Here is a 23,761-nt window from a genome sequence, read left to right on the forward strand (position 1 = left end):
CCTCATCAGTGAGGTTCGAACAGACGCATCAGAGGCATGATGGCATCCGGCGGGCGGAGGAAGGTGGTCCTGCCACCCGCAACGTCGGTCACCGCGTTCGCTCCGTAGGGACGATAACCCTGGTCGACCAGCCTCTCGCGCAACGCCACGAGATGCTCGACCTGGTAGCTGACATGGTGCAGCCCGTAGCGCGCACGGTCCTCGGCGAGGTTCACGATCGTTTCGGGGCGTTCGAGGGGCTGCATCAGCTTCAGCCGTGCGTAGCCCAAATCCACATAGACCGAGGAAAACCCGTACTGCGCATAGTCCTGGGGTGGCGTTACGGTCGCCTGGAAGGTCTCGCGATAATGCGCCGAAGCCTCGTCGAGCCTGTCGACCAGCAGCGCCACGTAGTCGAGCTTGCCGAACGGAGTCGCCGAGAAGGCGCCGATCTCGGATAAAGTCATGCCATGAGCATACGCCGGTGTGACGGGAGGGCCGAGGGCATCGCCAGGAAATTACATATGTAATGGACTGTGCGATGATCGCGCATGACCCCTGCCCGCACCGTCAAATCCGCCGAACGCACCCTGGCACTGCTCGAACTGTTTTCTCGCGAGCGGCGCCCCCTCGCCGTGGGCGAAGTGTCGAGCAGTCTCGCGATCCCCCAGCCCAGCGCGAGCATGTTGCTGCACAGCCTCAAGGTCCTGGGCTACCTGCACCACGAAGCCGCGGGCGGCCGGTTCGTGCCGACCATTCGCGTCGCTCTGCTCGGCAACTGGGTCGATCGCCTGTTTGCCGAGAGCGGCGTCGGTACCCTACTCGACCGACTGCAGACGGCGACCGGCGAGACCGTCTTCCTGGGCATCCAGAACGGCGCGGCCGCGCAGTACGTCATGGTGCAACGTGTCAGCGAACCGGACCGGCCCATCATCGCCTCCGGCCTCTACAGGTCGCTGACCCGCTCCGCGCTCGGGCGCGCCCTTCTCATGCCGAAGACGGACGCCGAAATCACCCGACTGCTCCGCCGCAGCAACACGGAATCGGATCGCGCCCATATCGTTGACCCACGGACCTTCCTGCCCCTAATTCGACGTTTCCGTGCCCAGGGCTATGCTGAGACACGCGGCGATTCGGTGCCCGAAAGCTCCGCGATCGCAATGCCCTTCATGTCCCCCACCGACAAGTCGCCCCTCGCCGTCGGTGTAGGAGGCCCGACGGATCGCATCGTCCGCAAGCGAACCCGGATCGCGGACACGCTCCTGCTCTTCTGCAAATCGGCTCAGCTCCATGAGCAACGCCGGACGGCAGCGCCCGCCTAAGGGCACCGGCAACGCCGTCTCCCGATCGAACCTTCGGCCGTCCGGGTTAGCCCCTCTGGCACCGTCCAATTTTGCCTCTATGATCGCCGCCGCCCCGCGGACGGGGCGGATTTCGCGGGAGGGAACGATGGCCAAGGTGGCATTTCTGGGACTGGGCGTGATGGGCTTTCCGATGGCGGGGCATCTCGCCGCCAAGGGCCACGATGTCACGGTCTACAATCGCACCTTCGCCAAGGCCGAGGCCTGGACGCAGAAGCACAAGGGCAAGGCCGCAAAGACGCCGCGCGAGGCCGCGGCCGGCCAGGAGATCGTGTTCTGCTGCGTCGGCAACGACGACGACCTGCGCTCGGTCGTGCTGGGGCCGGACGGCGCGTTTGCCGGCATGGCTGAGGGCACCATCTTCTTCGACAACACCACCGCCTCGGCCGACATCGCGCGCGAGCTCCATGCCGCGGGCCAGAAGCTCGGCATCGACTTCATCGATGCGCCGGTCTCGGGCGGCCAGGCGGGCGCCGAGAACGGCCAGCTCACCGTGATGTGCGGCGGCGATGCCGCGCCGTTCGAGCGCGCCAAGCCGGTGGCCGACGCCTTCTCCAAGGCGGTGACGCTGATCGGACCGTCGGGCGCCGGCCAGATCACCAAGATGATGAACCAGATGTGCATCGCCGGCATCGTGCAGGGCCTCGCCGAGGCGCTGAACCTCGGCCAGCGCGCCGGGCTCGACATGGAGAAGGCGCTGGGCGCCATCTCCAAGGGCGCGGCGCAGAGCTGGCAGATGGAGAATCGCTGGCAGAACATGATCGCCGGCAAGTTCGACTACGGCTTCGCCGTCGACTGGATGCGCAAGGACCTCGGCATCGCCCTGGCCGAGGGCAAGCGCCAGAAGGCCGCCATGCCGCTGGTGGCACTCGTCGACCAGTTCTACGAGCGGGTACAGGCGCGCGGCGGCGGACGCTGGGACACGTCGAGCCTGATCCAGCCGCTGCAAAAGCCGTAGGCGGCGTTTCGTGAGCGGCAACATCAGCGGCGGTTACACGCTGTGGGGGCGGCCGGGCTGGGGCTCGGCCCTCGTGGAGGCGCAGCTCGACTGGTACGGGCTGCCCTTCACCTACGAGCCGGTCGGGGACCTGTTCAAGGACCCTGACGCCAAGGCGAAGCTCGAGAAGGTCAATCCGCTGGCCCAGGTGCCGACGCTCGTCCTGCCCGACGGCAGCGTGATGAGCGAGAGCGCGGCCATCACCCTGCTGCTGGCCGACGTCACGGGCAGCGACTCGCTGGTGCCCGCGCCGGGTGCGAAGGAGCGCGCGGCGTTCCTGCGCTGGCTGGTGTTCCTGGTCGCCAACATCTACCCGACCTTCACCTATGCCGACGATCCGGCACGCTTCGTCTCGGTGAACAATGCGCGCGATCCGTTCCGCGCCGCCACCGACGCCTATGCCCAGCGCCTGTGGCGCCAGGTCGAGAGCGCGGCCGGTGCGCCGTGGTTCCTGGGCGAGCGCTTCTCCGCCCTCGACATCTATATCGGCGTCATGACCCGCTGGCGCCCGCGGCGCGGCTGGTTCGAGACCGAGACGCCCAAGCTCTTCGCCATCGCGCGCAAGGCCGATCAACGGCCGGAACTGAAAGACGTCTGGAGGAGGAACTTCCCGTGAAACGCCCGCTGAAACGCCGCAGCTTCGTCGCGCTGGCGACCACCGGCCTCGCAACGACCGCCCTCGCCGGCACCGCCCGCGCGCAAGGTTCATATCCCGACAAGCCGATCACCATGGTGGTGCCCGCCCCGCCGGGCGGCGGCACGGATCTCGTCGCGCGACTCTATTCCGACCTGCTGAGCCAGGAGCTGGGCGTGCAGGTGATCGTCGACAACAAGGGCGGCGGCAACGGCAATATCGGCACCGCTCTCGTCGCCCGCGCCAAGCCCGACGGCTACACGATCCTGATGCAGTATTCGGCCTACCACTCGGCCAACCCGGCGCTGATCAAGGACCTCAACTGGAAGCCCGACGATTTCGTGGGCGTCGCCATGGGCGCGATGGCGCCGCACGTCATCGTGGTCGCCAAGAAGGTGCCGGTCGACGATCTCAAGAGCTTCATCGCCTACGCCAAGGCCAATCCCGGCAAGCTGAACTATGCCTCTGTAGGCGCGGGTTCGGTGCCGCATCTCGGCGGCGTGCTGCTGAACAAGGCGGCCGGTCTCGACATGGTGCACGTGCCCTACAAGGGGTCGGGACCGGCGACCGCCGACATCGTGGCGGGCCAGGTCGAGGTGCTGATCGTGACGCCGCCCGCCGTGTCCGGCCACATCCGCAATGGCAACGTGAAGGCGCTGGCGCTGGCCAGCGACAAGCGCCTGCCCTCCTTCCCCGACATTCCGACGACGGCGGAAGCCGGCCTGCCGGGCTTCACCCTCGACGGCTGGTTCGCCCTGTTCGCGCCGGCCGGCACGCCGCAGCCGATCGTCGACAAGCTCAACGCCGCGATGGTCAAGATCGGCAAGATGGAAGCCGTCGTCGCCCGCGCCAACCAGCTCGGCACCGTCCTGAAGGACTGGCCCGCCGCCCAGATGGACAGCTTCGCCAAGGGCGAGGTCGAGACCTGGGGCAAGGTGATCCGCGACAACAACATCACCATCGCGCAGTAAGCCCGCCATGACCTGCGTCGGGATCGTGGGCGGGCTAGGCGTCGGCGCCACCGTCCACTACTACGAGCGGATCGCCGCGGCCTGTAAACTCCGCGGCGTCACGCCCGATCTCGTCTTCACCCATGCCGATGTCGATTTCGGGCAGGGGCTGGTACGGGCCGGCAAGCTCGACGAGTTGGCAGCCTATCTCGTGTCGTTCCTCGACCGCATGGCGCGGGCCGGTGCCGGGGTCATGGCGATCCCCGCGGTCACGCCGCACATCGCCATCGACCGGGTGAAGAAGCTCACGACGCTGCCGATCATCGATATCGTCGAAACGCTCGGCGCCGAGCTGCGCGCGCGGAAGATCCGTCGCGTGGCCTTGCTGGGCACGGTCTTCACCATCGAAGGCAGCCTGTGGGGCCAGCTCCAGCGCTACGCGCCCGAGGTCGAGATCGTGAAGCCGCAGTCCGACGAGATCGCCTTCGCCGGCGCCGCCTATCAGCGCATCCTCGACAGCCAGCGCTCGAATGACGCCGACGCCGCGAAGTTACGCGACCTCGCGGCCGAGCTGCAGCGCCGCGACGGCGTCGAGACGATCCTGCTGGCCGGCACCGACCTCACCGTCATGTTCGACGAGACGACGGCGGGCTTTCCCGCGATCGACGTCGCCCGCCTGCACATCGACGCGATCGTCGAGCGGTTGGCGGCTTAAGCCGTTCGGCACACCACCACCTCATCCTGAGGAGCACGCCGAAGGCGTGCGTCTCGAAGGATGAGTAACAAACGTGGTGCTCGTGCCCACCCTTCGAGACGCGCTCTGCGGAGCGCTCCTCAGGGTGAGGTCGTTGTTGTCAAGGCGTTCTAAAACACGTGCCTTACGCCCACGATCTGGCCCAACGACCGGCCGACATGTTCGGCGACCGCCGGCTCCAGCCCCTCCACCTCGATCTCGACGCTCAACGCATCGCCGTCGGCTTGCGCGAAGACGCGCGCCGGCACGAGGCCGCGCTTGGCGATCAGTTCGAGCGCGCGCGGCAGCACGCCGGGGTCGGCGTCCGCTTCGAAGCAGTAACGGACGGCGGAATTGCTACGCTTGAGGGAGAGAACGGCAGACATCGGACGATTCCTTGGACGAAGGACAGGCGAACGCGGCAACGCAACGGTTTGCTGTGCAAACCGCGGTGCTAATTCGCTTTCCAAGGAGGTCCGTGCGGGCCATGGCGTCAGTGTAGCGCGGGAGCCCGCGGCCGCGCTAGGGTCCCGGCAACAAACCCGCCGGGAAGGAAACAAAGATGCGTTCGACACCCATTTACGAGGTGCATGCGGTCAAATACGCCCACCTGCCGCGCAAGGCGTGGGAAGTGCAGATCAATCCCGACCCGCACGACGCCGACTTCCCGATGGACTATTTCGTCTGGGTGGCGATCCCGCTCGACGAGAACGGCCACCGCGCGATCGGCGGCAAGCCGATCGTCATCGACACGGGCTTCAATGCCACGGTGGGCAAGCAGCGCGGCCGCGAGGTGAAGAAGAATCCGGCGGATCTCCTGGCCGAGATCGGGGTCGATGCGAAGGAGGTCGAGGACGTCATCGTCACCCACCTGCACTACGACCATATCGGCAACTGGGACCGCTTCCCCAAGGCGCGATTCCATCTCCAGGACAAGGAGATGAACTTCGCGACCGGCCGGCACATGTGCAAGGGACCGTTCCGCCACGCCTACGAGTGCGAGGACATCGTGGGCATGGTGCGGGCGCTCTACGGCGGCCGGCTGGCCTTCCACGACGGCGACGAGGAACTGCAGCCCGGCATCTCGCTGCACCTGATCGGCGGCCACACCGCGGGCATCCAGTCGGTGCGCATCAACACGCGCAACGGCTGGCTCGTGCTGGCGTCCGACGCCAGCCATTACTTCTGGGGCGTGAACAACGACAAGCTGTTCTCGATCGTCTACTCGGTCGCCGACATGCTGGCGGGCTACGACAAGCTGAAGAAGCTGGCCGAGGGGCGGACAGAGATGGTGATTCCCGGCCACGATGCCGAGGTCACCAGGCGCTACCCGGCCTCGCGCCCCGGCCTCGAAGGCGTAAGCGTCCGTCTCGACTGATTCGCCCGGGAAAGGAAACGCGGTGGCCAGGCTCGTCTTCGGCATGAACCAGTCGCTGGACGGCTATGTCGATCACCTGTCGTTTGGCCCCGGTCCCGCACTCTTCCGCCATTTCATCGCCGAGGCGGAGGCGCAGGCCGGCAGTCTCTATGGCCGGCACGTGTACGAGCTGATGCGGTACTGGGACGACGATCATCCCGACTGGGATGCGGATCGCCACGCCTTCGCGGCGGCGTGGCGGAGGCAGCCGAAATGGGTCGTCTCGCGCTCGCTGGAGTCGGTCGGACCCAACGCCACCCTCATCCGGGGCGATCTGGAGCGCACGATCCAGGAGCTGAAGGCCGGGCGCGACGGCGAGATCGAAGTCGCCGGTCCGACCCTGGCGGGCAGCCTCACCGAGCTGGGCCTGATCGACGAGTACCGGATCTACCTGCATGCGGTCGTGCTGGGGCACGGCACGCCCTATTTCTCCGGCCCCCGGCCGCCGCTCCGCCTCGTAACGCACGACCGGATCGACGGGGACGTGATCCGGTTGAGCTACGTTCCAGCCTGATCGCAGGCCGGCCGGATTCCGGAGCGCCGCCCGTCAGCCCTTGATCTCGACGCCGGCCCACTCCTCCAGCACCTTCGCCACCATGGTGAAGTCGGAGTCCGCCCCGAACCGAGCCTTGGTGACGGCGAGCATCTCGAGCACCGCCGCGCCGACCAGCATGGGCACGCCCATGTTCTGCGCCTCGTCGAGGCAGAGGCGCACGTCCTTGTGCGACAGCGCGGTGGCGAAGCCGAAGTCGAAGGTGCGCGGCAGCACGGCGCGCGGGAACTTGTCCTGGCTGGCGCTGTTGCGGCCGCTCGACACGTTGATGATGTCGATCAGCACCTTCGCATCGAGGCCCGCCTTCACGCCCATCGCCAGCGCCTCGGACGTGGCGACGAGCGCGGTCGCGGCCAGCATGTTGTTGGCGAGCTTGGCGGTCTGCGCGAGGCCGGGCTTCTCACCGGTATGGAAGAGCTTGCCGAAGGTCTTCAGCACCGGCTGCAGCGCCTGGTAGGTCGGCGTCGGGCACGACACCATGACCGCGAGCGTTCCCGCCTGGGCGCCGGTGACGCCGCCGCTCACCGGCGCGTCGACCCAGCCGATGTCGCGCTCGGCCAGCCGGGCCGCGACTTCGCCCGCAACACCGGGGCCGGTGGTCGAGAGATCGATCAGGGTGCGGATCGCCGAGCCGTTGATGATGCCGGCGTTCCCACCCAGGACCACCTCGCGCACGATGGCGGGTGTCGGCAGGCTCATCAGCACGGTCTCGGCGATGGAGGCCACGTCGGCCGGCGACTGGGCGAGCTGCGCGCCGCGCGCCACCAGCGGCCTGGTCGCCTCTTCCGACACGTCGTAGACGCAGAGCCGGTAACCCGCGTCGAGCAGCCGGTGCGCCATCGGCCCGCCCATCCGCCCCACGCCCACGAAACCCAGCAATTGACCCGTCATGTCCATTTCCTCCGGCCCGCGGCCACTCTTTCGTTTTTCTGGTATCGCTACCAGCATATGATCGCCGCGTGGGAGCATCAACGGGCAGGCGAATGAACAGCAAGGCACGGCGGGCCGAGGGCGGCGGCAATCTCAAGATGCGCGACATCGCCCGTCATGCCGGCGTGTCGCCGATGACGGTGTCGCGGGCGCTGCGCGAACCCTCGGCGGTATCGGAGAAGATGCGGCGCAAGGTCGAGGCCGCGGTGCGCGAGTTCGGCTACGTACCGAACCGCATCGCCGGCAGCCTGTCGTCAAACCGCACCAACGTCGTCGGGCTCATCGTCCCCAGCATCCGCAACTCGCTCTATGCCAGTATGATCCAGGCGGCGTCCGACGCGCTGCGCGCCAACGGGCTGCACCTGATGATCGGCGACAGCGGCCACCGGCTCGAGGACGAGGAGGCGCTGGTCGCGGCCTTCCTGGCGCAGCGCGTCTGCGGCCTCATCCTGCACAACACGGTCCACAGCAAGCGGGTGCGCAAGCTGGTCGAGGCGAGCGGCATACCGGTGATTGAGACCGGCAACCTGCCCGACGATCCGCTCGACATGGCGGTCAGCTACTCGAACTTCGAGGCCGCGCGCGCCATGACGCTTCACCTCGCGCGCCTCGGCTACCGCAAGATCGGCTTCGTCACCCTGCCGTTGCGCGACAACGACCGTTCCGAGGAGCGCCGCCGCGGCTACTTCGCGGCGCTGTCCGAACTCGGCCGGCCAGCCGACGGAAGCCTCGTCCTCGAAGCGGCCGGCGGCTTCAGCGAGGGCGCCGATGCGCTGGTGCGGCTGGTGAAGGCGCATCCCGATCTCGATGCCGGCTTCTTCGCGGGCGAAGTGCTGGCGGTGGGGGCGCTGTTCGAGTGCCAGCGTCGCGGCTGGGCCGTTCCGGGGCGCATCGCCATCGCGAGCTTCGACGACGTGGACCTGCTGCGCCACGCGGTTCCCAGCGTGACGACGCTGCGCATTCCCCGGCAGGAGATCGGCAAACGGAGCGCCGAGCTGCTGGTCCGCCGCCTGCAGGGTGCACCCGCCGAACGCGTTCGGGTCGATCTCGGATTCGAAATCGTGCAACGCGAAAGCAGCTGAGGACACAGGCATGCTGAAGGGCAAATGCGCGCTCATCACCGGCTCGACGCAGGGGCTCGGCCAGGCGATGGCGCGGCGGCTCGCCGCCGAGGGCTGCAACATCGTGCTGAACGGCTTCGGCGATCCGGCGCAGATCGAGGCGCGGCGCCGCGCGATCGAGGAGGAGCATGGCGTCCGCGCGCTGCATCATGGCGCCGACCTCGCCGAGCCACGCCAGATCGACGACCTGATCGCGACGGCCGGACGGGAATTCGGCGGCGTCGACATCCTGATCAACAATGCCGTCGTCCGTCATTTCGCGCCGGTCGAGACGTTCCGGCCGGAAGACTGGGATCGGGCGCTGGCGGTGAACCTGTCTTCCGCCTTCCACACGACGCGCCTGGTGCTCGCGGGCATGCGCGACCGCGGCTTCGGCCGGATCATCAACATCTCCTCGGTCTATGGCCTGTTCGGCGGCGTGAACCGGGTCGACTACATCACCACGAAGACGGCGCTGATCGGCTTCACCCGCGCCGTGGCGCTCGAGACGGCGCGCGACAACATCACCTGCAACGCGATCTGCCCGGGCTCCTCGCCCAGCCCGGCGATCGAGCAGCGACTGCAGGAATTCGCGGCCGCCGAAGGGCTGGCCCCCGAGGCGGCGATCGCGAAGTTCATGGCCGGGCGCCAGCCCTCGGGCCGGTTCGTGGCGATGGAGGGCGTGGCCGCGCTGGCCGCCTTCCTGTGCGGCCCCGGCGCCGCCGACATCACCGGGGCGGCCCTGCCGGTCGATGGCGGCTGGAGCGCCAGCTGATCGCTGCGGTTTTTATGGTAGCGGTACCAATGACTCCCTCCTAGAATTTGCACAACAAGGCAAGAACAGGAGGAAACCCATGAGCGTTACGCGTCGACAGTTCGGCCCCGCCGCAGCCTCACTGGCTGCGGTCGCGGCGGCTTCACCGGCCTTCGGGCAACAGACCAGCGAGGTGGTGAAATGGCGTCTCACCTCGAGCTTCCCGAAGAGCCTCGACACGCTCTACGGCGCCTCGCAGACGATCGCGCGGGTCGTAGGCGAAATGACCGAGGGCAAGTTCACGATCACGCCGTACGGCGCCGGCGAAATCGTGCCGGGCCTGCAGGTGCTGGATGCGGTGTCGAACGGCACCGTCGAATGCGGCCACACCTACACCGGCTACTACATCGGCAAGAATCCGAGCTTCGTCTTCGATGGCTCCGTGCCGTTCGGCCTCACCCCGCGCATGCACAATGCCTGGATGATGTTCGGCGACGGCCGGAAGCTGATGGACGAGGTCTATGACGGCTTCAACGTCGTGGCCCTTCCGGCCGGGCAGACCGGCGGCCAGATGTTCGGCTGGTTCCGCAAGGAACTGAAGACCCCGGCCGACTTCTCCGGCCTCAAGATCCGCACCGCCGGCTTCGGCGGCAAGGTCTTCGCCAAGCTCGGCGCCGTGCCGCAGCAGATCGCCGGCGGCGACATCTATCCGGCGATGGAACGCGGCACGCTCGACGCCTGCGAATGGGTCGGGCCCTATGACGACGAGAAGCTCGGCTTCAACAAGGTCGCCAAGTACTATTACACGCCGGGCGTCATGGAGCTGGAGGCGGTCAACCAGCTGATGATCGGCAAGGCCGCCTGGGCGTCCCTGCCGCCGCGCTACCAGGCCATCCTGAAATACGCCTGCAACTATTCGATGACGGAGATGCTGGCCTCCTACGACGCCAAGAATGCCGTGGCCATCGCCCGGCTGGTCGCCGCCGGCACCCAGCTCTCGGTGCTGCCCGACGAGGTGATCAAGGCGCTGCGCGGTGCGCTGGAGGCGGTGCTCGACGAGGAGGCGGCGCAGAACGAGCAGTTCAAGAAGATCCTGGCCAACTGGCGCCAGTTCCGCGCCAACCAGCATCGCTGGTTCTCGATCGCCGACACCCGCGCCGATCTGGCGGTCTTCCGCAGCGACCGCTGACGGCACTCGGTGTCATCCCGAGCGCGAGCGAGGGACCTTTGCGGAGGCCGCGAAAGGTCCCTCGCCTCGTTTGGAATGGCAAGGGTCGCCTAGGCCGCGAGGGCGGCGCGCGACTTGCCGATCATCAGGGCGGCGCGGGCGGCCTCGCGGCCCTTCTCGACGAAGTGCGCGCGGAAGATCGCGTTGTGGTGCTCGGTTTCCTGATAGTGATGCGGCGTCAGCGACACCGAGAGGACCGGCACGCCGGTATCCAGGCCGGCGCGCATCAGCCCGTCCACGACCGCCTGGGCCACGAAGTCGTGGCGGTAGATGCCGCCATCGACCACGAAGGCGGCGGCGGCCACCGCGGCATACTTTCCGGTCGCGGCGAGGTCGCGCGAGAACAGCGGCAGCTCGAAGGCGCCCGGCACGTCGAACACGTCGACCTGCGCGGCGGGAATCAGTTCGAGGAATCCCTCGAGCGCACGGTCGACGATGTCGGCGTGCCACCGGGCTTTGACGAAGGCGTAGCGGGCCTGTGTGTGGTGGGCTTGTGTCACGGCAATCTCCTTTGGCGAACAGACACGTCACCCAAGGCGATCACGCGCGGACCCGCTGCTCTGCGAAAGCAGCGGGACACACGTTCTCTTTCATCCGGACTATGACCGTCGGCTCAGGCCTCGCACCTGATCTGCTTGACCCTTCCTCGCGGAAGGCGCTCGCGGGCTCGCGGCTCGCGCCGCATACCGCCGGTAGGGAATTTCACCCTGCCCTGAGAACATAGAAACTCTAAGGGCAGGGTGCAGAGCTTGCAAACGATCCGAAGGCTATGCGGTCACTTCTTCTCCAGGCCCCACATCGCGAGCGTCGGAGCGAAGACCATGCCGCTCACGTTCGAGCGCACGGCGGTCGGCGAGGTGAACTGGCCGAGCGGCACATGCGTCGGATACTCGAGCACGCGCAGCTGGACCTGCTCGGCGATCTGCTTCTGCTTGGCCGGATCGGATTCGGCGGCATAGGCATCGCGCAGCTTCTCCAGCTCGGCGTCGCACGGCCAGCCGAAGGTCGCCTTCTCGCAGGAAGCGTTGAGGAAGGCGGCGGCGGCCGGGTTGATCACGTCGACCGCGCCCCACGAGGTGAAGAAGACGTTCCAGCCGCCGGCGCTGGGCGCATCCTTCTTGGCGCGCCGCGCGACCAGCGTCTGCCAGTCCATCGGCTGCAGGTCGACCTTGAAGCCGGCCTTCTCGAGCTGCGGCTTGGCCACGGTCGCGAGGTTGTTGTGGCCGGCCACGTCGGTCTGGTGGAGCATCACCACCGGCGTGCCGTCGTAGCCCGCCTCCTGCAGGAGCTGCTTGGCCTTGGCGGCGTTGCCGGAGAGCTTGTCCTCCCAGCCCTTGGTCGATTCCAGCGGCGAGCCGCAGGGGAACAGCGAGTTGCAGACCTTGTAGTATTCCGGGTCGCCGACATTGGCGTCGAGGAACGCCTTCTGGTCGAGCGCGTAGAGCGCGGCCAGCCGCACCTTGGCGTTGTCGAACGGCTTGTGCAGCACGTTGAAGCGCATCGTGTACTGGCGGCCGGCCTTGTTGCCGACATAGACGGTGACGTTCTTATCGGCCTTCAGGAGCGGCAACAGGTCGGCCGGCACGATCTCGACGAGGTCGATCTCGCCGCCCAGCAGCGCATTGACCTGGGTCTGCGTGTCGGGGATCCACAGCCATTCGATGCGATCGACCTTCGGCACCTTAGCGCCGGCGAAGCCCGACGCCGGCTCGGGGCGCGGCTTGTACTTCGGGTTCTTGACGTAGACAGCCTTCTCCCCGGGCTTCCACTCGTCTTTCTTGAAGATGAACGGGCCGGAGCCGGTGGCATCGGTGATCTGGCTGTTGGGATCGGTCGCGGCGACCGACTTCGGCATCATGAACGGCACGTTCGAGCCCGGCTTGCCCAGCGAATAGAGCAGCAGACCATAGGGCTGCTTCAGCACGAACTTGATGGTCTTGGCGTCCGGCGCCGAAAGGTCCGACGTCACCGCCATCAGCTTCTGGCCCATCGCATCGCGCGCGCCCCAGCGCTTGATCGAGGCGACGCAATCCTCCGCCGTGACCGGCTTGCCGTCGTGCCATTCCAGCCCGTCGCGCAGGGTCAGCGTGTAGGTCAGCTTGTCGGGCGAGACCTCCCACTTGTCGACCATCTGCGGCTTGACCTCGAGCTTGTCGTCGACCGCGAACAGCGTGTCGTAGACCATGTAGCCGTGGTTGGTGGTGATCAACGCCGAGGTCCAGACCGGATCGATGATCTTGAGATCCGAATGCAGCGCCGCCTTGAGCGTGGTCTGCGCCGAGGCGGTCGCGGGCACGACCAGCGGCATCACCGCGGCGGCGGCGAGCACGCCCATGAAACGACGACCGAACTTCATCATGGAAACTCCTTGAACTCTTGGCCTTCCCCGTAGGGCGCAAGGTATAGAGCCGCAGCACGCGGCGCGCGACAGGCGAAATGCCCGCGCCGGGCGCCGAACGATCAGTCGCCCTGCGCGACCTCGAGCAGCGTCTGCCAGTCGACGAACTTCACCCGCGGCCGGCCCTGAGCGGCGCCGGCGGCGACTTCGGCCTTGTCGATGCGGCGCCAGCCCTCGGCGTCGACGCACAGCGGCATGATGTCGGGGCCGCTCTTGAGGTCGCGATCCTCGAGGAAGTCGATCACTTCCTTGGCGACGGCGTGGCTGTCGGCGCGATTGGTCGGGATGGTGCCGCTGGGGCCGCGGCGCGCCCAGCCGACCGGGAACACGTTCTCGGCCTGCGGGAAGGGCTCGCCGGTATAGCCGATGCAGGTCACGACCAGGTCGGCGGCCAGGGTGCCCGTCGAGAGTTCGATCTCTCCCGGACGGATCGCTTTGGGCGTCTCGTGAAAGCGGAAATGCACCGTCACCGGCTTGTCGCCCGGTGTCTGCGCGGCGTAGCGCTTCAGCGTCTCGATGTTCTTCGCCTTGCGCAGGCGCTCCGGCGTCGGGTCGGATGCCGGCGCCTCGGCCGTCAGAACGCTCGCATCGGCGACCGCGACGGCGCGCGCCAGGCGGCCCATCTCGGCCAGTTCGTTGGTGGTGAAGGAGGCCTGTTCGGCGCCGCGCCGGCCGATAACATGGATGTCCGTGAGGGGCGCCGCTGCGATCGCCTCGCCCGCCTCGGGCAGGATGTCGGACTTGGTCATTTCCTCAGGCGTCTTGGCCAGCAGGCGCGCCACGTCGAGCGCCACGTTGCCGTTGCCGATCACCGCCACGGATTTCACGCCCGAGAGATCGGGGCCGGTCCGGAAGTCGGGATGGCCGTTCAGCCAGGCGACGAACCGCCACGAGCCCCAGACATGCGGCAGATCCTCGCCGGGAATGCCGAGCTTGCGGTCGACCACCATGCCGGTGGCGACGATCACCGCATCGTAGGACTGGATGACCTCGTGCCACGACAGGTCGCGGCCGATCTCGATGTTGCCGGCGAAGCGCAAATCGGGCTGGGCGAGCAGCCGGTCGAACTGGCGGACCACGGCCTTGGTACCTTGGTGATCGGGAGCGACGCCCGCCCGCACCAGGCCGAACGGCGTCGGCAGGCGGTCGATGACGTCGATGCGGAGGTCGGGACGGCCGCGCAGCAGCCCATCCGCGGCGTAGAAGCCGGAAGGTCCGGCGCCGACGATGGCAACCCTGTGAGTCATGGCGGCCCGCTTAGCATATGATGGGGGCATGGCTAAATACGCAAAACTCAAACAGCTCGGGCATGAGACGCCCCTCCCCGCCTCGCCCGCCGAGGCCGTCCTCGAGACGGTGCCCAATCCGCACCCGGGCACGCTCTATCTTGCACGCTTCACGCAGCCGGAATTCACCTCGCTCTGCCCGGTGACCGGCCAGCCCGATTTCGCGCATCTGGTGATCGACTACGTGCCCCGCGCAAAACTGGTCGAGAGCAAGTCGCTGAAGCTCTACCTCAACAGCTTCCGCAACGAGGCCGCCTTCCACGAGGATTGCACTGTCGGCATCGGCAAGCGGCTGGTGAAGGAGCTTGCGCCGCGCTGGCTCCGGATCGCGGGCTACTGGTATCCGCGCGGCGGCATGCCGATCGACGTGTTCTGGCAGACCGCCGCGCCGCCCAAGGGCCTGTGGCTTCCCGAGACCGGCGTGGCGCCCTATCGCGGCCGGGGTTGATGGCGAAGCTGCCGCCCCGTCCGAAGCGGCCCCCGAAGCCGGCAACGCCGCGCGAGCTGCGCGACGCGATTGCCGCCAAGGCGCTGGAACTGGGCTTCGACGCGGTGGCCTTCGCGCCCGCCCAGCTTTCGCCCGAGGCGCGGCAGGTGCGGCGGGAACGGATGGAAGCGTTCCTGGCGCGCGGCTACCAGGGCGACATGGGCTGGCTGGTCGAGCGCGCCGAGCAGCGCATCGACCCGGCCGGCCTGTGGCCCGAGGCGCGCACGCTCGTGTCGGTCGCGCTCAACTACGGGCCGGCCGGCGACCCGCGTTTCGTGCAGGAAGAGCGCGAGCGCGGCGCCGTCTCGGTCTATGCGCAGGGCCGCGACTATCACGACGTGATGAAGAGCCGGCTGAAGCAGCTCGGCCGCTTCATCTGGGACACCTATCACGAGAGCCTGAAGGTGTTCGTCGATACCGCGCCGCTGATGGAGAAGCTCGCCGCGCAGCAGGCGGGCCATGGCTGGCAGGGCAAGCACACCAACCTCGTGTCGCGCCGCTTCGGCTCGTGGCTGTTCCTGGGCGAACTGCTGCTGTCGACCGAACTGCCACCCGACGAAGCCGAGACCGACCATTGCGGCCAGTGCCGCGCCTGCCTCGACGCCTGCCCGACCAATGCCTTTCCCGCGCCCTACCAGCTCGATGCGCGGCGCTGCATCTCCTATCTCACCATCGAGCATGCCGGCCCGATCGATCGCGAATTCCGGACGGCGCTGGGCAACCGCATCTATGGCTGCGACGACTGCCTTGCCGCCTGCCCGTGGAACAAGTTCGCCCGCCGGTCGCACGAAGCCGCCTTCACGCCGCGCGCCGAGCTGCAGGCGCCTCTTCTGTCGGAACTGGCGACTCTCGACGACGCGACCTTCCGCACGCGCTTCTCGGGCACGGCGGTGAAGCGCATCGGCCGCGACCGCTTCCTGCGCAACGTCGCCTATGCGCTGGGCAATAGCGGCACACCGTCTGAATCGTTGCCGGCCGTCGAACGCCTGCTGCAGGACGACTCACCGCTGGTGCGAGGCGCCGCCGTCTGGGCGTTGTCGCAACTGGCGCCGGACGAGATTGCGCGGCGCGGGCAAACGGCCGAAGACTCCGATGCCGGTGTCCGCGTCGAATGGGCAGAGGCGCTCCGGCAGGGAGTGAAACAATGACTTTCAAGAGACGGGCGATGATCGCCGGCGCAGCCTTCCTGCTGGCGGCAGGCCCTGCCATGGCGCAGCAGCCGAATTCGCCCGCGCGCATCGCCGAGATACTCGCGAGCCCGGACCGCAGCGCCGCCGACCGCACCAACGACCAGCGCCGCAAGCCCGCCGACATGCTGGCCTTCATCGCCATCGTGCCGGGCAGCACCGCGCTCGATCTCAGCGCCGGCGGCGGTTACACGACAGAACTGCTCGCCCGCTCGATCGGGCCCACGGGTGCGGTCTATGGCCAGAGCCGACCGCCGCGCGACCCGAGCCAGCCGGCGCCGCGGCCTGCCGCGCCGGAAGGCAATGCCAACCCGACCGCCGCGCCGGTGGCCGCACCGGCGACGCCGCCCGCGCCGCCGCGTCCCTCGCCCGTGGCGCTGGCGGATCGCAGCGAGAAGATGAAGGCGGCCGGCGTCGCCGCCGCACCGATCACGGCGCTGTCGCGACCCTTCGAGGATCCGCTGCCGGCCGAGCTCGCAAACGGCCGCTTCGATCTCGTCACCCTGATGTTCAACTATCACGACCTCGGTTTCCTGGGCGTCGACCGCGCGAAGATGAACGCGGCTGCCTTCAAGGCGCTGAAGCCCGGTGGCTTCTACGTCATCGCCGACCATTCGGGCCGCCCGGGCACCGGCATCTCCGAGTCAGGCACCCTGCACCGCATCGAGGAGGCGTTCCTGCGCAAGGAGGTCGAGGCGGCAGGCTTCAAGCTGGTCGCCGAGGGCAACTTCCTGCGCAATCCCAACGACCCGCGCGACAAGAACACACCCGACCCGCCGCAGCCCAAGGACGAGTTCGTCCTGAAGTTCGTGAAGCCCTAACGCCGCTCTCTGAAGAAGCTGCGCAGCAGCTCGCCCGCCTCGCGTTCGCCGACACCGGGATAGAGGTCGGGCCGGTGGTGGCAGGTCGGCTGGTCGAAGATGCGCGGGCCCTGCTCGATGCCGCCGCCCTTGGGATCGGCCGCACCCCAGTAGACGCGCCGCAGCCGCGCGAAGGAAATCGCCTGGGCGCACATCGGGCACGGTTCCAGCGTGACGTAGAGGTCGCAGCCGACCAGGCGCGGCGAGCCCAGCGTGGCCGCGGCGGCGCGGATCGCCAGCAGTTCGGCATGCGCAGTCGGGTCCTTCAACGCCTCGGTGCGGTTGCCGGCCTCGGCCAGCACCGCACCGTCGGGCCCGACGATCACGCAGCCGATCGGCACCTCGCCGCGCGCGCCGGCGGCGCGGGCGGCTGCGAGGGCCTTGTCCATGGGGGTGGGCTTCGAGTCGTCCGGCATCGTGCGCGCACTGTAGCGCACGGCGGCGCGCGCGCGTATCTTGGCCCGCATGCCCCGTCCCCTGATCGGAGTCACCCTGGATGCTGAAAAGCCAGGCGGATACTCCAAGTTTCCCTGGTATGCGCTGCGCCAGAACTACCTCGACGCGATCGACGCGGCGGGTGGTCTGGCAATCGCGCTGCCGCACGAGCCCGACCGGGTCGTCGACTATCTGGAGCGCATCGACGCGCTGGTGGTGACCGGCGGCGCCTTCGACGTCGACCCCTCCTACTATGGCGGCGGCGCGCGGCATTCGACCGTGGTCACCAAGGACCGCCGCACCGCCTTCGAGTTCGGCGTGACCAAGGGAGCGCTCGCGCAGAACAAGCCGGTGCTGGGCATCTGCGGCGGCCAGCAGCTGTTGCACGTCGTGCTGGGCGGCAAGCTGATCCAGCACATTCCCGACGCCATCGAGGACGCGCTGGCGCACGAGCAGCCCAACCCGCGTGACCAGCCCGGCCATGTCGTCAAGGTGGCGAAGGGCACGCAGCTGCACGGCATCGTCGGCGCCGAGGAACTGCAGGTGAACAGCGCCCATCATCAGGCCGCCGCCGACCAGCCGGAAGGCATCGTCGTCAACGCCACCGCACCGGACGGCGTCATCGAGGGCATCGAGGCGCCGGCCTACCGCTTCTGCATCGGCGTGCAGTGGCATCCCGAATTCCATATCTCCGAAGGCGACGCGAAATTGTTCCGCGCCTTCCTGGGAGCGGCGGCGGCAAAGTGAGCGAACAACCCGTCAAGGAAGGCGAGCGCATCGCCAAGCGCCTGGCGCGCGCGGGCCTGTGCTCGCGCCGCGATGCCGAACGCTGGATCGCGGAAGGTCGCGTGAAGGTCGACGGCAAGGTGCTGGAGACACCGGCCTGCGTCGTCACCGACCGGAGCGTGATCGAGGTCGACGGCAAGCCCCTGCCCGCCGCCGACCGCGCGCGCATGTGGCGCTACCACAAGCCACCGAGCGAGATGGTGACGGCGCGCGATCCCGAGGGACGCCGCACCATCTTCGAGTCGCTGCCCAAGGGCATGCCGAGGGTCGTCACCGTCGGCCGCCTCGACTACTTCTCGGAAGGGCTGCTGCTGCTGACCAACGATGGCGGCCTCGCCCGGAAACTCGAACTGCCGGCCAACGGCTGGACGCGCCGCTACCGCGCCCGCGTGCACGGCACTGTCGACGAGGCAAAACTGGCCGAGCTGGCCAACGGCATCACCATCGAGGGCGTGCGCTACGGTTCCATCCAGGCGAGCCTCGACCGCCAGCAGCGCTCCAACGCCTGGATCGACATCGCGCTGACCGAAGGCAAGAACCGCGAGGTGCGCCGCGTGCTGGCCCATCTCGACCTGCCGGTGGTGCGCCTGATCCGCGTCGCCTTCGGGCCGTTCCATCTGGGCGAGCTGGAGCGCGGCCAGGTCGACGAGGTTCCGCCGCAGGCGCTCGAGAACCTGCTGGGCGTGAAGCGGCCGCCCCGCAAGGAAGGCTGGGCCAAGCCCAAGCCGAAACCCACGCCGCCCCACGCCAAGCGCCGGCGGGCCTGATGATCCGGATCATCGGCGGCAAGCACCGCGGCCGCATGCTCGAAACACCGCCGGGCGATGCGACCCGGCCCACCGCGAACCGCGCCCGCGAGTCGTTGTTCAACATCCTGGTCCACGCGCGCTGGCGCGACGACGGGGACGGCGGTACCTCGCCACTGATCGATGCCCGCGTGCTCGATGCCTATGCCGGTTCTGGCGCGCTGGGCCTGGAAGCCCTGTCGCGCGGCGCGGCCCACGTCACCTTCCTTGACAACGATGCCGCCGCGGTCAAGGCGATCGGCGAGAACCTGCGCAAGCTCGGCGAGACCGGCGCGGCCAAGGTGGTGCGCGCCGATGCGACGCGGCCGCCGCCGTCGCGCGAGGCCTGCGACCTCGTCTTCCTCGATCCGCCCTATCGCTCGGGCCAGGCGCCTGCCGCGATCACCGCGCTTGCGGGCGCCGGCTGGATGACGCCGGGCTGCATCGTCACCGTCGAACTCGCGCACAACGAAGACCTGTTGCCGCCGGATGGCTTCGAAGCGATCGACGAGCGCCGCTACGGCGCGGCGAAGATCGTGATCCTCAAGCGGATATCGTGAAGCTCCCCTCATGAAACTTGTTGCGCCCCTCTACATGCTGCGGCACGGCGAGACGGCGTGGAACACCGAGCGCCGCATGCAGGGCCACAAGAACTCCGACCTGACGGCGCGCGGGCGGGTCCAGGCCTTGGCGATGGGCCGCACACTGAAAGCCGAACTCGATCGCGAGCCCGGCCCGACGATCTTCCTGCGCAGCCCGCTCGGCCGCACCCGCGAGACGTCGGAAATCATTGGCCAGGAACTCGGGCTCCCCTCCTCTGAATGGCGCGAGGACATGCGGCTCGCCGAGCTGTCCTACGGCAGCTGGGAAGGCTTCTCCTGGGCCGAGATCGAGATCGATAACCCGACGGCGCTCGCCGACTGGCGCGCCGACCCGCACGGCTACTGCCCGCCCGGCGGCGAGACGCATCTCGACCTTCGCCGCCGCTGCGAAGCGGTGCTGACCGAAATCGCGGCGTCCGGGGTGCGCACCGTCGTGGTAAGTCATGGCGTCAGCGGCGCCGTCGTTCGAGGCCTCAACCTCGGCCTCGATGCACGCGCCATGTTCGTTCTTGAGAAACCGCAGGACGCCTTCTTCCGCCTGCTCGCCGGAAGCGAGGAACGCATCACCTGCGACCTGTGACCGTAACGGTGCGCCGGCTATAAGCGCCGGCATGAACGACGCGCAGGGCGGGACGACGGAACGAGGCGGCAGGACGACGTGGAGCGAGGAAGCCCGCGCGACCCTGCTGCTCGCCTGGCCGCTCATCCTCACCAATCTCGCGCAGACGCTGATGACGGCGACCGACGTGGTGATGATGGGATGGCTCGGCCCCGATGCGCTGGCCGCGGGCGCGCTGGGATCCAACCTCTATTTCGCGACCATGATCTTCGGCCTCGGTCTCACCACGGCCACCGCGCCGATGATCGCGCGTGAGCTCGGCCGCAAGGGCCACTCTGTGCGCGACGTGCGCCGCACAGTGCGTCAGGGCCTGTGGATGGCCGTGGGCTTCACGGTGCCGATCTGGATCGTGCTGTGGCAGAGCGAGGCCATCCTGCTGGCGATGGGCCAGGAGCCGGCGCTCGCGAAATCCGCAGCGGATTATGTGCGGGCACTGCAATGGTCGCTGCTGCCGTTCTTCTTCTTCCTCGTACTGCGGTCCTTCGTGTCGGCGCTGGAGCGGCCGCTGTGGGCGCTCGCCGCGGGCATCGCCGGTGTCGTCGCGAACGCCGCGATGGCGTGGGTGCTGATCTTCGGCCATCTCGGATTCCCGAAGCTCGGGCTGGTCGGCGCGGGCTATGCCACGACCTTCGCCGACACGCTGATGTTCGCGATGATGGCAGCCGTCGTGCTCGCCGACCGCAAGTTCCGCCGCTATCACCTGTTCGGCCGCTTCTGGCGCGCCGACTGGCCGCGCTTCCGCGAGCTCGGGCATCTCGGCCTGCCGATCGGCGCGACGCTGGTCTTCGAGGTCGCCGTCTTCAACGGCGCGACCTTCCTGATGGGACTGATCGGCGCCGCGGCGCTGGCCGCGCATTCGATCGCCATGCAGCTCGCCTCGCTTTCCTTCATGGTGCCGCTCGGGCTCGCGCAAGCCGCGACCGTGCGCGTCGGCCGGGCCTTCGGCGGGCACGACAGGGAAGGAGTTCGCCGTGCCGGCTGGACCGCCTACGTGATGGGTGTGGGCTTCATGGCGCTGACGGCGCTGGCGATGATCGTGGCACCGCGCACCCTGGTCGGTCTGTTCCTCGATCTCGACACGCCGACCAATCTGCCCGTGATCGAACTGGCGGTGAGCTTCCTGATGGTCGCGGCCCTGTTCCAGGTGGCCGACGGCGGCCAGGCGGTGGCCGCCGGCATGCTGCGTGGTCTGCACGACACGCGCGTACCCATGGTCTATGCAGGCATCGGCTACTGGGGCATCGGCCTTCTGCTGGGCGTGGGGCTCGCCTTCCAGGGCGGGCTGGCCGGCTTCGGCCTGTGGATCGGCCTCGCCACCGGCCTCACCGTCGTGGCGTTGCTGCTGCTCGTGCGCTGGCTGCGCCGCGAACGGCTGGGCCTCGTCAGCTTCGCGTGAGCCGCGCCGTCCGCCGGCAACCGCTGGTCTCGCTGACGACCAGGCTCTGGCCATCGCCGCGGGCGGTGAGCTGCACGCGGCGGTGATCGGGACCCTTCACCGAGGCGAGGCTCAGGAGGTTGAAGGGCGCCCCCACCTTGGCCACGCCGTGGATCTGCCACAGGCCGGGGCCCGGCGGCGGCGGCGCCGACTTGTTCGGATTGGGCACCGGGCCGCGCGCCGTGGTGTCGTAGGCCGAACCATCGACGAAGCCGGATTCGATCGTGAGCACGTAATCGAGCGGCGCATTGCACGAGCCGCCGTCGCTGGTGCCACGCCACGTGCCGTCGAGCGGCGAGGCCGGCGCGGGCGTCGGCGTCGCGCCGAGCGGCGCAGCGGACGGGGGCGCCGGCGCGCGGGTCTGGGCCGAGGCGCCCGAAACGGCGGCACAGGCGATCAGGAGCAGTGCGCAAAACTTCTTCATCGTCTTCCGAACAGCCGCTCGATGTCGGCCAGTTTGAGTTCGACGTAGGTCGGTCGGCCATGATTGCACTGGCCGGAGTGCGGTGTCGCCTCCATCTGCCGCAGCAGCGCGTTCATCTCCTCGACCGTGAGGCGGCGGCCGGCCCGCACCGAGGTGTGGCAGGCGAGCGTGCCGCAGACTTCCTCGACCTTCTCCTTCAGCGACAGATGATCACCCATCTCGGCGAGTTCGTCGGCCAGGTCTCGCACCAGGCCCTGGATGTCGACCTCGCCCAGCACGGCGGGCGTCTCGCGCACCACCACCGCACCGAGACCGAACGGCTCCAGCACCAGGCCCATGTCGGCAAGTTCCGCAGCCCGTTGCGTGAGGCGCCGCGCACCGTCCTCGCCGATCTCCACGACTTCCGGCAGCAACAGTGCCTGCCGCTTCACGCCCTCGGCCTCGAGCTGGGTCTTCAATCGCTCGTGCACCAGCCGCTCGTGCGCGGCATGCTGGTCGACGATCACCACGCCCTGGTCGGTCTGGGCCACGATGTAGGTCTCGTGAAGCTGCGCCCGCGCCACGCCCAGCGGATAGTTGCCGGGCGCGATGTTCGCAGGCTGCTCCTCGACCCTTGCCGACAGGCCGTCGAGCGGCGCCATGAACTGCATCGCCGATTCGGCAAGGCCGCGCGGCACGGACGAGTAGCCGCCACCGTTGCTGTATCCACCCCCCATGGGAAGCGGCGTCGTGAAGCCCGTATGGGGGCGAATCGCCCCAAGCGCTGCATCCGACACGGTCGTGCTGGCGCGATGGCCGGCGGCCGACAGCGCGGTGCGCAGCGCGCCCACGATCATGCCGCGCACGATGCCGGCGTCGCGGAAACGGACCTCGGTCTTGGCGGGATGGACGTTGACGTCGACCATCTCGGTCGGCGCCTCGAGGAACAGCGCCACCATTGGATGGCGGTCCCGCGCCAGGAAGTCCTGGTAGGCGCCGCGCACCGCGCCGGCCAGCAGCTTGTCGCGCACCGGGCGGCCATTGACGAAGAGATACTGGTGCTGGCCGGTCGGCCGGTTGAGCGTCGGCAGGCCGGCGAAGCCGGTGAGCCGGAAGCCCTCGCGGTTGGCGTCGATCGCCACGGCATTGTCGGCGAACTCGCGGCCCATGATGGCGCCCAACCGCTCCAGCCGCGCGGCATCGCCCGACAGGAGAGAGGGGTTCGCCGCCGCGAGGTCGATCAGCGCGCGCTCCTCGCTCTCCAGCCGGAAGGCGACCTCGGGATGGGCCATCGCGAGCCGTCGCATCGCATCGGCGACATGGCCCGACTCGGTGCGCGGCTCCTTCAGGAACTTGAGGCGTGCCGGCGTCGCGAAGAACAGCTCGCGCACTTCCACCCTCGTGCCCTGCGGATGCGCCGCGGGCCGCGGCTCACCCTTGGCGCCGCCGTCGATCTCGAGGCTCCAGGCGGTGTCCGCGCCGGCCGGGCGCGAGGTGATGGTGAACCGGCTGACCGAGGCAATCGAGGGCAGCGCCTCGCCGCGGAAGCCGAGCGTGCGGATGTCGGTCAGGTCGTCGTCGGGCAGCTTCGAGGTGCAGTGCCGCTCGACCGCGAGACGCAGCTCGTCGGGCGACATGCCAACGCCGTCGTCGACCACGGAGATGAAGGTGCGACCGCCCTCCTTCAGGGTGACCGCGATGCGGCGCGCGCCGGCATCGAGCGCGTTCTCGACCAGCTCCTTCACCGCACTGGCCGGGCGCTCGACCACCTCGCCGGCAGCGATACGGTTGACGAGCGTCGAGGGCAGGCGACGCAGGGTTCGGGAGGCGCTCATGGCGCCG

At 68.5% G+C, this 23,761-nt stretch carries 27 protein-coding genes and 1 riboswitch; of the genes, 18 read left to right on the forward strand and 9 right to left on the reverse strand.

Annotated features, from left to right (window positions below; all coding sequences use genetic code 11):
• Positions 1–5: 5 nt before the first annotated feature.
• On the reverse strand, positions 6–446 hold the full coding sequence (locus Q0Q48_RS00585; protein WP_295132268.1) for a VOC family protein: 441 nt from the start codon (positions 444–446) through the stop codon (positions 6–8).
• Between the two features lie 84 nt (positions 447–530).
• Between Q0Q48_RS00585 and Q0Q48_RS00590 the strand changes: the two genes are divergently transcribed.
• The 5 genes from Q0Q48_RS00590 to Q0Q48_RS00610 all read left to right on the forward strand — a co-directional run bounded on the left by Q0Q48_RS00590 (position 531) and on the right by Q0Q48_RS00610 (position 4,636).
• Positions 531–1,301, forward strand: coding sequence for a helix-turn-helix domain-containing protein (locus Q0Q48_RS00590; RefSeq protein WP_295132271.1), 771 nt, complete (start codon positions 531–533; stop codon positions 1,299–1,301).
• Between the two features lie 127 nt (positions 1,302–1,428).
• The gene (locus Q0Q48_RS00595; protein WP_295132273.1) at positions 1,429–2,298 is read left to right on the forward strand and encodes an NAD(P)-dependent oxidoreductase; all 870 of its coding nucleotides are present in this window, start codon (positions 1,429–1,431) and stop codon (positions 2,296–2,298) included.
• Positions 2,299–2,308: 10 nt separating this feature from the next.
• Complete coding sequence (locus tag Q0Q48_RS00600) at positions 2,309–2,953, forward strand: glutathione S-transferase family protein (RefSeq protein ID WP_295132276.1); 645 nt, start codon at positions 2,309–2,311, stop codon at positions 2,951–2,953.
• Complete coding sequence (locus Q0Q48_RS00605; protein WP_295132279.1) at positions 2,950–3,942, forward strand: tripartite tricarboxylate transporter substrate binding protein; 993 nt, start codon at positions 2,950–2,952, stop codon at positions 3,940–3,942. The genes Q0Q48_RS00600 and Q0Q48_RS00605 overlap by 4 nt, the downstream gene beginning before the upstream one ends.
• Positions 3,943–3,949: 7 nt before the next feature.
• The gene (locus Q0Q48_RS00610; RefSeq protein ID WP_295132282.1) at positions 3,950–4,636 is read left to right on the forward strand and encodes an aspartate/glutamate racemase family protein; all 687 of its coding nucleotides are present in this window, start codon (positions 3,950–3,952) and stop codon (positions 4,634–4,636) included.
• 149 nt (positions 4,637–4,785) lie between these two features.
• On the opposite strand, the gene Q0Q48_RS00615 is transcribed toward Q0Q48_RS00610, so the two are convergent.
• The gene (locus tag Q0Q48_RS00615) at positions 4,786–5,040 is read right to left on the reverse strand and encodes a hypothetical protein (protein WP_295132285.1); all 255 of its coding nucleotides are present in this window, start codon (positions 5,038–5,040) and stop codon (positions 4,786–4,788) included.
• Between the two features lie 176 nt (positions 5,041–5,216).
• On the opposite strand from Q0Q48_RS00615, the gene Q0Q48_RS00620 reads away from it, so the two are divergent.
• Both Q0Q48_RS00620 and Q0Q48_RS00625 read left to right on the forward strand, forming a co-directional pair.
• Positions 5,217–6,032 carry an N-acyl homoserine lactonase family protein gene (locus Q0Q48_RS00620; protein WP_295132288.1) on the forward strand — a complete coding sequence of 272 codons (816 nt, stop codon included), beginning with the start codon at positions 5,217–5,219 and terminating at the stop codon, positions 6,030–6,032.
• A gap of 22 nt (positions 6,033–6,054) precedes the next feature.
• Positions 6,055–6,585 (forward strand): dihydrofolate reductase family protein, encoded by a 531-nt coding sequence (locus Q0Q48_RS00625; RefSeq protein ID WP_295132291.1) that lies wholly within the window; start codon positions 6,055–6,057, stop codon positions 6,583–6,585.
• A 33-nt stretch (positions 6,586–6,618) separates the two neighbouring features.
• On the opposite strand, the gene Q0Q48_RS00630 is transcribed toward Q0Q48_RS00625, so the two are convergent.
• Positions 6,619–7,515, reverse strand: coding sequence for an NAD(P)-dependent oxidoreductase (locus tag Q0Q48_RS00630; RefSeq protein ID WP_295132294.1), 897 nt, complete (start codon positions 7,513–7,515; stop codon positions 6,619–6,621).
• A 92-nt stretch (positions 7,516–7,607) separates the two neighbouring features.
• On the opposite strand from Q0Q48_RS00630, the gene Q0Q48_RS00635 reads away from it, so the two are divergent.
• The 3 genes from Q0Q48_RS00635 to dctP all read left to right on the forward strand — a co-directional run bounded on the left by Q0Q48_RS00635 (position 7,608) and on the right by dctP (position 10,597).
• The gene (locus Q0Q48_RS00635; RefSeq protein WP_295132297.1) at positions 7,608–8,636 is read left to right on the forward strand and encodes a LacI family DNA-binding transcriptional regulator; all 1,029 of its coding nucleotides are present in this window, start codon (positions 7,608–7,610) and stop codon (positions 8,634–8,636) included.
• Between the two features lie 10 nt (positions 8,637–8,646).
• Complete coding sequence (locus tag Q0Q48_RS00640) at positions 8,647–9,429, forward strand: 3-hydroxybutyrate dehydrogenase (RefSeq protein WP_295132300.1); 783 nt, start codon at positions 8,647–8,649, stop codon at positions 9,427–9,429.
• Between the two features lie 79 nt (positions 9,430–9,508).
• On the forward strand, positions 9,509–10,597 hold the full coding sequence (dctP, locus tag Q0Q48_RS00645; RefSeq protein ID WP_295132302.1) for a TRAP transporter substrate-binding protein: 1,089 nt from the start codon (positions 9,509–9,511) through the stop codon (positions 10,595–10,597).
• Between the two features lie 89 nt (positions 10,598–10,686).
• Here the strand turns inward: dctP and Q0Q48_RS00650 are convergent, their stop codons facing one another.
• From Q0Q48_RS00650 to Q0Q48_RS00660, 3 genes are all read right to left on the reverse strand, one after another.
• Positions 10,687–11,136: a 6,7-dimethyl-8-ribityllumazine synthase gene (locus Q0Q48_RS00650; RefSeq protein ID WP_295132305.1), complete on the reverse strand. Its 450-nt coding sequence runs from the start codon at positions 11,134–11,136 to the stop codon at positions 10,687–10,689.
• 78 nt (positions 11,137–11,214) lie between these two features.
• Positions 11,215–11,360: riboswitch (FMN riboswitch) on the reverse strand.
• A gap of 51 nt (positions 11,361–11,411) precedes the next feature.
• On the reverse strand, positions 11,412–12,995 hold the full coding sequence (locus tag Q0Q48_RS00655; RefSeq protein ID WP_366915256.1) for an ABC transporter substrate-binding protein: 1,584 nt from the start codon (positions 12,993–12,995) through the stop codon (positions 11,412–11,414).
• 101 nt (positions 12,996–13,096) lie between these two features.
• Positions 13,097–14,281, reverse strand: a complete 1,185-nt coding sequence (locus Q0Q48_RS00660; RefSeq protein WP_295132308.1) for an FAD-dependent oxidoreductase — start codon at positions 14,279–14,281, stop codon at positions 13,097–13,099.
• A 28-nt stretch (positions 14,282–14,309) separates the two neighbouring features.
• On the opposite strand from Q0Q48_RS00660, the gene queF reads away from it, so the two are divergent.
• The 3 genes from queF to Q0Q48_RS00675 are packed head-to-tail and all read left to right on the forward strand — an operon-like array spanning position 14,310 to position 16,815.
• A complete protein-coding gene (queF, locus tag Q0Q48_RS00665; RefSeq protein WP_295132312.1) occupies positions 14,310–14,768 on the forward strand; it encodes a preQ(1) synthase in 459 nt (152 codons plus the stop codon).
• Positions 14,768–15,955, forward strand: a complete 1,188-nt coding sequence (queG, locus tag Q0Q48_RS00670; protein ID WP_295132315.1) for a tRNA epoxyqueuosine(34) reductase QueG — start codon at positions 14,768–14,770, stop codon at positions 15,953–15,955. Before queF ends, queG begins: the two co-directional genes overlap by 1 nt.
• Positions 15,952–16,815, forward strand: a complete 864-nt coding sequence (locus Q0Q48_RS00675) for a methyltransferase (RefSeq protein WP_295132318.1) — start codon at positions 15,952–15,954, stop codon at positions 16,813–16,815. The genes queG and Q0Q48_RS00675 overlap by 4 nt, the downstream gene beginning before the upstream one ends.
• On the opposite strand, the gene Q0Q48_RS00680 is transcribed toward Q0Q48_RS00675, so the two are convergent.
• The gene (locus tag Q0Q48_RS00680; RefSeq protein ID WP_295133736.1) at positions 16,812–17,243 is read right to left on the reverse strand and encodes a nucleoside deaminase; all 432 of its coding nucleotides are present in this window, start codon (positions 17,241–17,243) and stop codon (positions 16,812–16,814) included. The genes Q0Q48_RS00675 and Q0Q48_RS00680 overlap by 4 nt on opposite strands.
• Positions 17,244–17,319: 76 nt before the next feature.
• Here Q0Q48_RS00680 and Q0Q48_RS00685 point away from each other — a divergent pair, with 76 nt between their 5' ends.
• The 5 genes from Q0Q48_RS00685 to Q0Q48_RS00705 are packed head-to-tail and all read left to right on the forward strand — an operon-like array spanning position 17,320 to position 21,477.
• Positions 17,320–18,036, forward strand: a complete 717-nt coding sequence (locus Q0Q48_RS00685; protein WP_295132321.1) for a gamma-glutamyl-gamma-aminobutyrate hydrolase family protein — start codon at positions 17,320–17,322, stop codon at positions 18,034–18,036.
• A complete protein-coding gene (locus Q0Q48_RS00690; protein ID WP_366915258.1) occupies positions 18,033–18,842 on the forward strand; it encodes a pseudouridine synthase in 810 nt (269 codons plus the stop codon). The genes Q0Q48_RS00685 and Q0Q48_RS00690 overlap by 4 nt, the downstream gene beginning before the upstream one ends.
• On the forward strand, positions 18,842–19,420 hold the full coding sequence (gene rsmD / locus Q0Q48_RS00695; RefSeq protein WP_295132324.1) for a 16S rRNA (guanine(966)-N(2))-methyltransferase RsmD: 579 nt from the start codon (positions 18,842–18,844) through the stop codon (positions 19,418–19,420). Before Q0Q48_RS00690 ends, rsmD begins: the two co-directional genes overlap by 1 nt.
• Positions 19,421–19,430: 10 nt before the next feature.
• A complete protein-coding gene (locus Q0Q48_RS00700; protein ID WP_295132327.1) occupies positions 19,431–20,042 on the forward strand; it encodes a histidine phosphatase family protein in 612 nt (203 codons plus the stop codon).
• Positions 20,043–20,073: 31 nt separating this feature from the next.
• Positions 20,074–21,477, forward strand: a complete 1,404-nt coding sequence (locus Q0Q48_RS00705; RefSeq protein WP_295132330.1) for an MATE family efflux transporter — start codon at positions 20,074–20,076, stop codon at positions 21,475–21,477.
• Here the strand turns inward: Q0Q48_RS00705 and Q0Q48_RS00710 are convergent.
• Together Q0Q48_RS00710 and mutL are read right to left on the reverse strand one after the other, a co-directional pair.
• A complete protein-coding gene (locus Q0Q48_RS00710; protein ID WP_295132333.1) occupies positions 21,464–21,940 on the reverse strand; it encodes a hypothetical protein in 477 nt (158 codons plus the stop codon). The genes Q0Q48_RS00705 and Q0Q48_RS00710 overlap by 14 nt on opposite strands.
• Positions 21,937–23,754: a DNA mismatch repair endonuclease MutL gene (mutL, locus tag Q0Q48_RS00715; protein WP_295132336.1), complete on the reverse strand. Its 1,818-nt coding sequence runs from the start codon at positions 23,752–23,754 to the stop codon at positions 21,937–21,939. Before mutL ends, Q0Q48_RS00710 begins: the two co-directional genes overlap by 4 nt.
• Positions 23,755–23,761: the final 7 nt, after the last annotated feature.

It is taken from the genome of uncultured Reyranella sp. (genome assembly GCF_945957355.1).
Classification (GTDB): domain Bacteria; phylum Pseudomonadota; class Alphaproteobacteria; order Reyranellales; family Reyranellaceae; genus Reyranella.

What these genes read in the sequence shown, in the direction of transcription:
- Q0Q48_RS00585 (WP_295132268.1), bottom strand. Translation starts at nt 446, where the DNA reads ATGACTTTATCCGAGATCGGCGCCTTCTCGGCGACTCCGTTCGGCAAG.
- Q0Q48_RS00590 (WP_295132271.1), top strand. Translation starts at nt 531, where the DNA reads ATGACCCCTGCCCGCACCGTCAAATCCGCCGAACGCACCCTGGCACTG.
- Q0Q48_RS00595 (WP_295132273.1), top strand. Translation starts at nt 1,429, where the DNA reads ATGGCCAAGGTGGCATTTCTGGGACTGGGCGTGATGGGCTTTCCGATG.
- Q0Q48_RS00610 (WP_295132282.1), top strand. Translation starts at nt 3,950, where the DNA reads ATGACCTGCGTCGGGATCGTGGGCGGGCTAGGCGTCGGCGCCACCGTC.
- Q0Q48_RS00615 (WP_295132285.1), bottom strand. Translation starts at nt 5,040, where the DNA reads ATGTCTGCCGTTCTCTCCCTCAAGCGTAGCAATTCCGCCGTCCGTTAC.
- Q0Q48_RS00620 (WP_295132288.1), top strand. Translation starts at nt 5,217, where the DNA reads ATGCGTTCGACACCCATTTACGAGGTGCATGCGGTCAAATACGCCCAC.
- Q0Q48_RS00630 (WP_295132294.1), bottom strand. Translation starts at nt 7,515, where the DNA reads ATGACGGGTCAATTGCTGGGTTTCGTGGGCGTGGGGCGGATGGGCGGG.
- Q0Q48_RS00635 (WP_295132297.1), top strand. Translation starts at nt 7,608, where the DNA reads ATGAACAGCAAGGCACGGCGGGCCGAGGGCGGCGGCAATCTCAAGATG.
- Q0Q48_RS00640 (WP_295132300.1), top strand. Translation starts at nt 8,647, where the DNA reads ATGCTGAAGGGCAAATGCGCGCTCATCACCGGCTCGACGCAGGGGCTC.
- dctP (WP_295132302.1), top strand. Translation starts at nt 9,509, where the DNA reads ATGAGCGTTACGCGTCGACAGTTCGGCCCCGCCGCAGCCTCACTGGCT.
- Q0Q48_RS00655 (WP_366915256.1), bottom strand. Translation starts at nt 12,995, where the DNA reads ATGATGAAGTTCGGTCGTCGTTTCATGGGCGTGCTCGCCGCCGCCGCG.
- Q0Q48_RS00660 (WP_295132308.1), bottom strand. Translation starts at nt 14,281, where the DNA reads ATGACTCACAGGGTTGCCATCGTCGGCGCCGGACCTTCCGGCTTCTAC.
- queF (WP_295132312.1), top strand. Translation starts at nt 14,310, where the DNA reads ATGGCTAAATACGCAAAACTCAAACAGCTCGGGCATGAGACGCCCCTC.
- queG (WP_295132315.1), top strand. Translation starts at nt 14,768, where the DNA reads ATGGCGAAGCTGCCGCCCCGTCCGAAGCGGCCCCCGAAGCCGGCAACG.
- Q0Q48_RS00675 (WP_295132318.1), top strand. Translation starts at nt 15,952, where the DNA reads ATGACTTTCAAGAGACGGGCGATGATCGCCGGCGCAGCCTTCCTGCTG.
- Q0Q48_RS00680 (WP_295133736.1), bottom strand. Translation starts at nt 17,243, where the DNA reads ATGGACAAGGCCCTCGCAGCCGCCCGCGCCGCCGGCGCGCGCGGCGAG.
- Q0Q48_RS00685 (WP_295132321.1), top strand. Translation starts at nt 17,320, where the DNA reads ATGCCCCGTCCCCTGATCGGAGTCACCCTGGATGCTGAAAAGCCAGGC.
- rsmD (WP_295132324.1), top strand. Translation starts at nt 18,842, where the DNA reads ATGATCCGGATCATCGGCGGCAAGCACCGCGGCCGCATGCTCGAAACA.
- Q0Q48_RS00700 (WP_295132327.1), top strand. Translation starts at nt 19,431, where the DNA reads ATGAAACTTGTTGCGCCCCTCTACATGCTGCGGCACGGCGAGACGGCG.
- Q0Q48_RS00705 (WP_295132330.1), top strand. Translation starts at nt 20,074, where the DNA reads ATGAACGACGCGCAGGGCGGGACGACGGAACGAGGCGGCAGGACGACG.
- Q0Q48_RS00710 (WP_295132333.1), bottom strand. Translation starts at nt 21,940, where the DNA reads ATGAAGAAGTTTTGCGCACTGCTCCTGATCGCCTGTGCCGCCGTTTCG.
- mutL (WP_295132336.1), bottom strand. Translation starts at nt 23,754, where the DNA reads ATGAGCGCCTCCCGAACCCTGCGTCGCCTGCCCTCGACGCTCGTCAAC.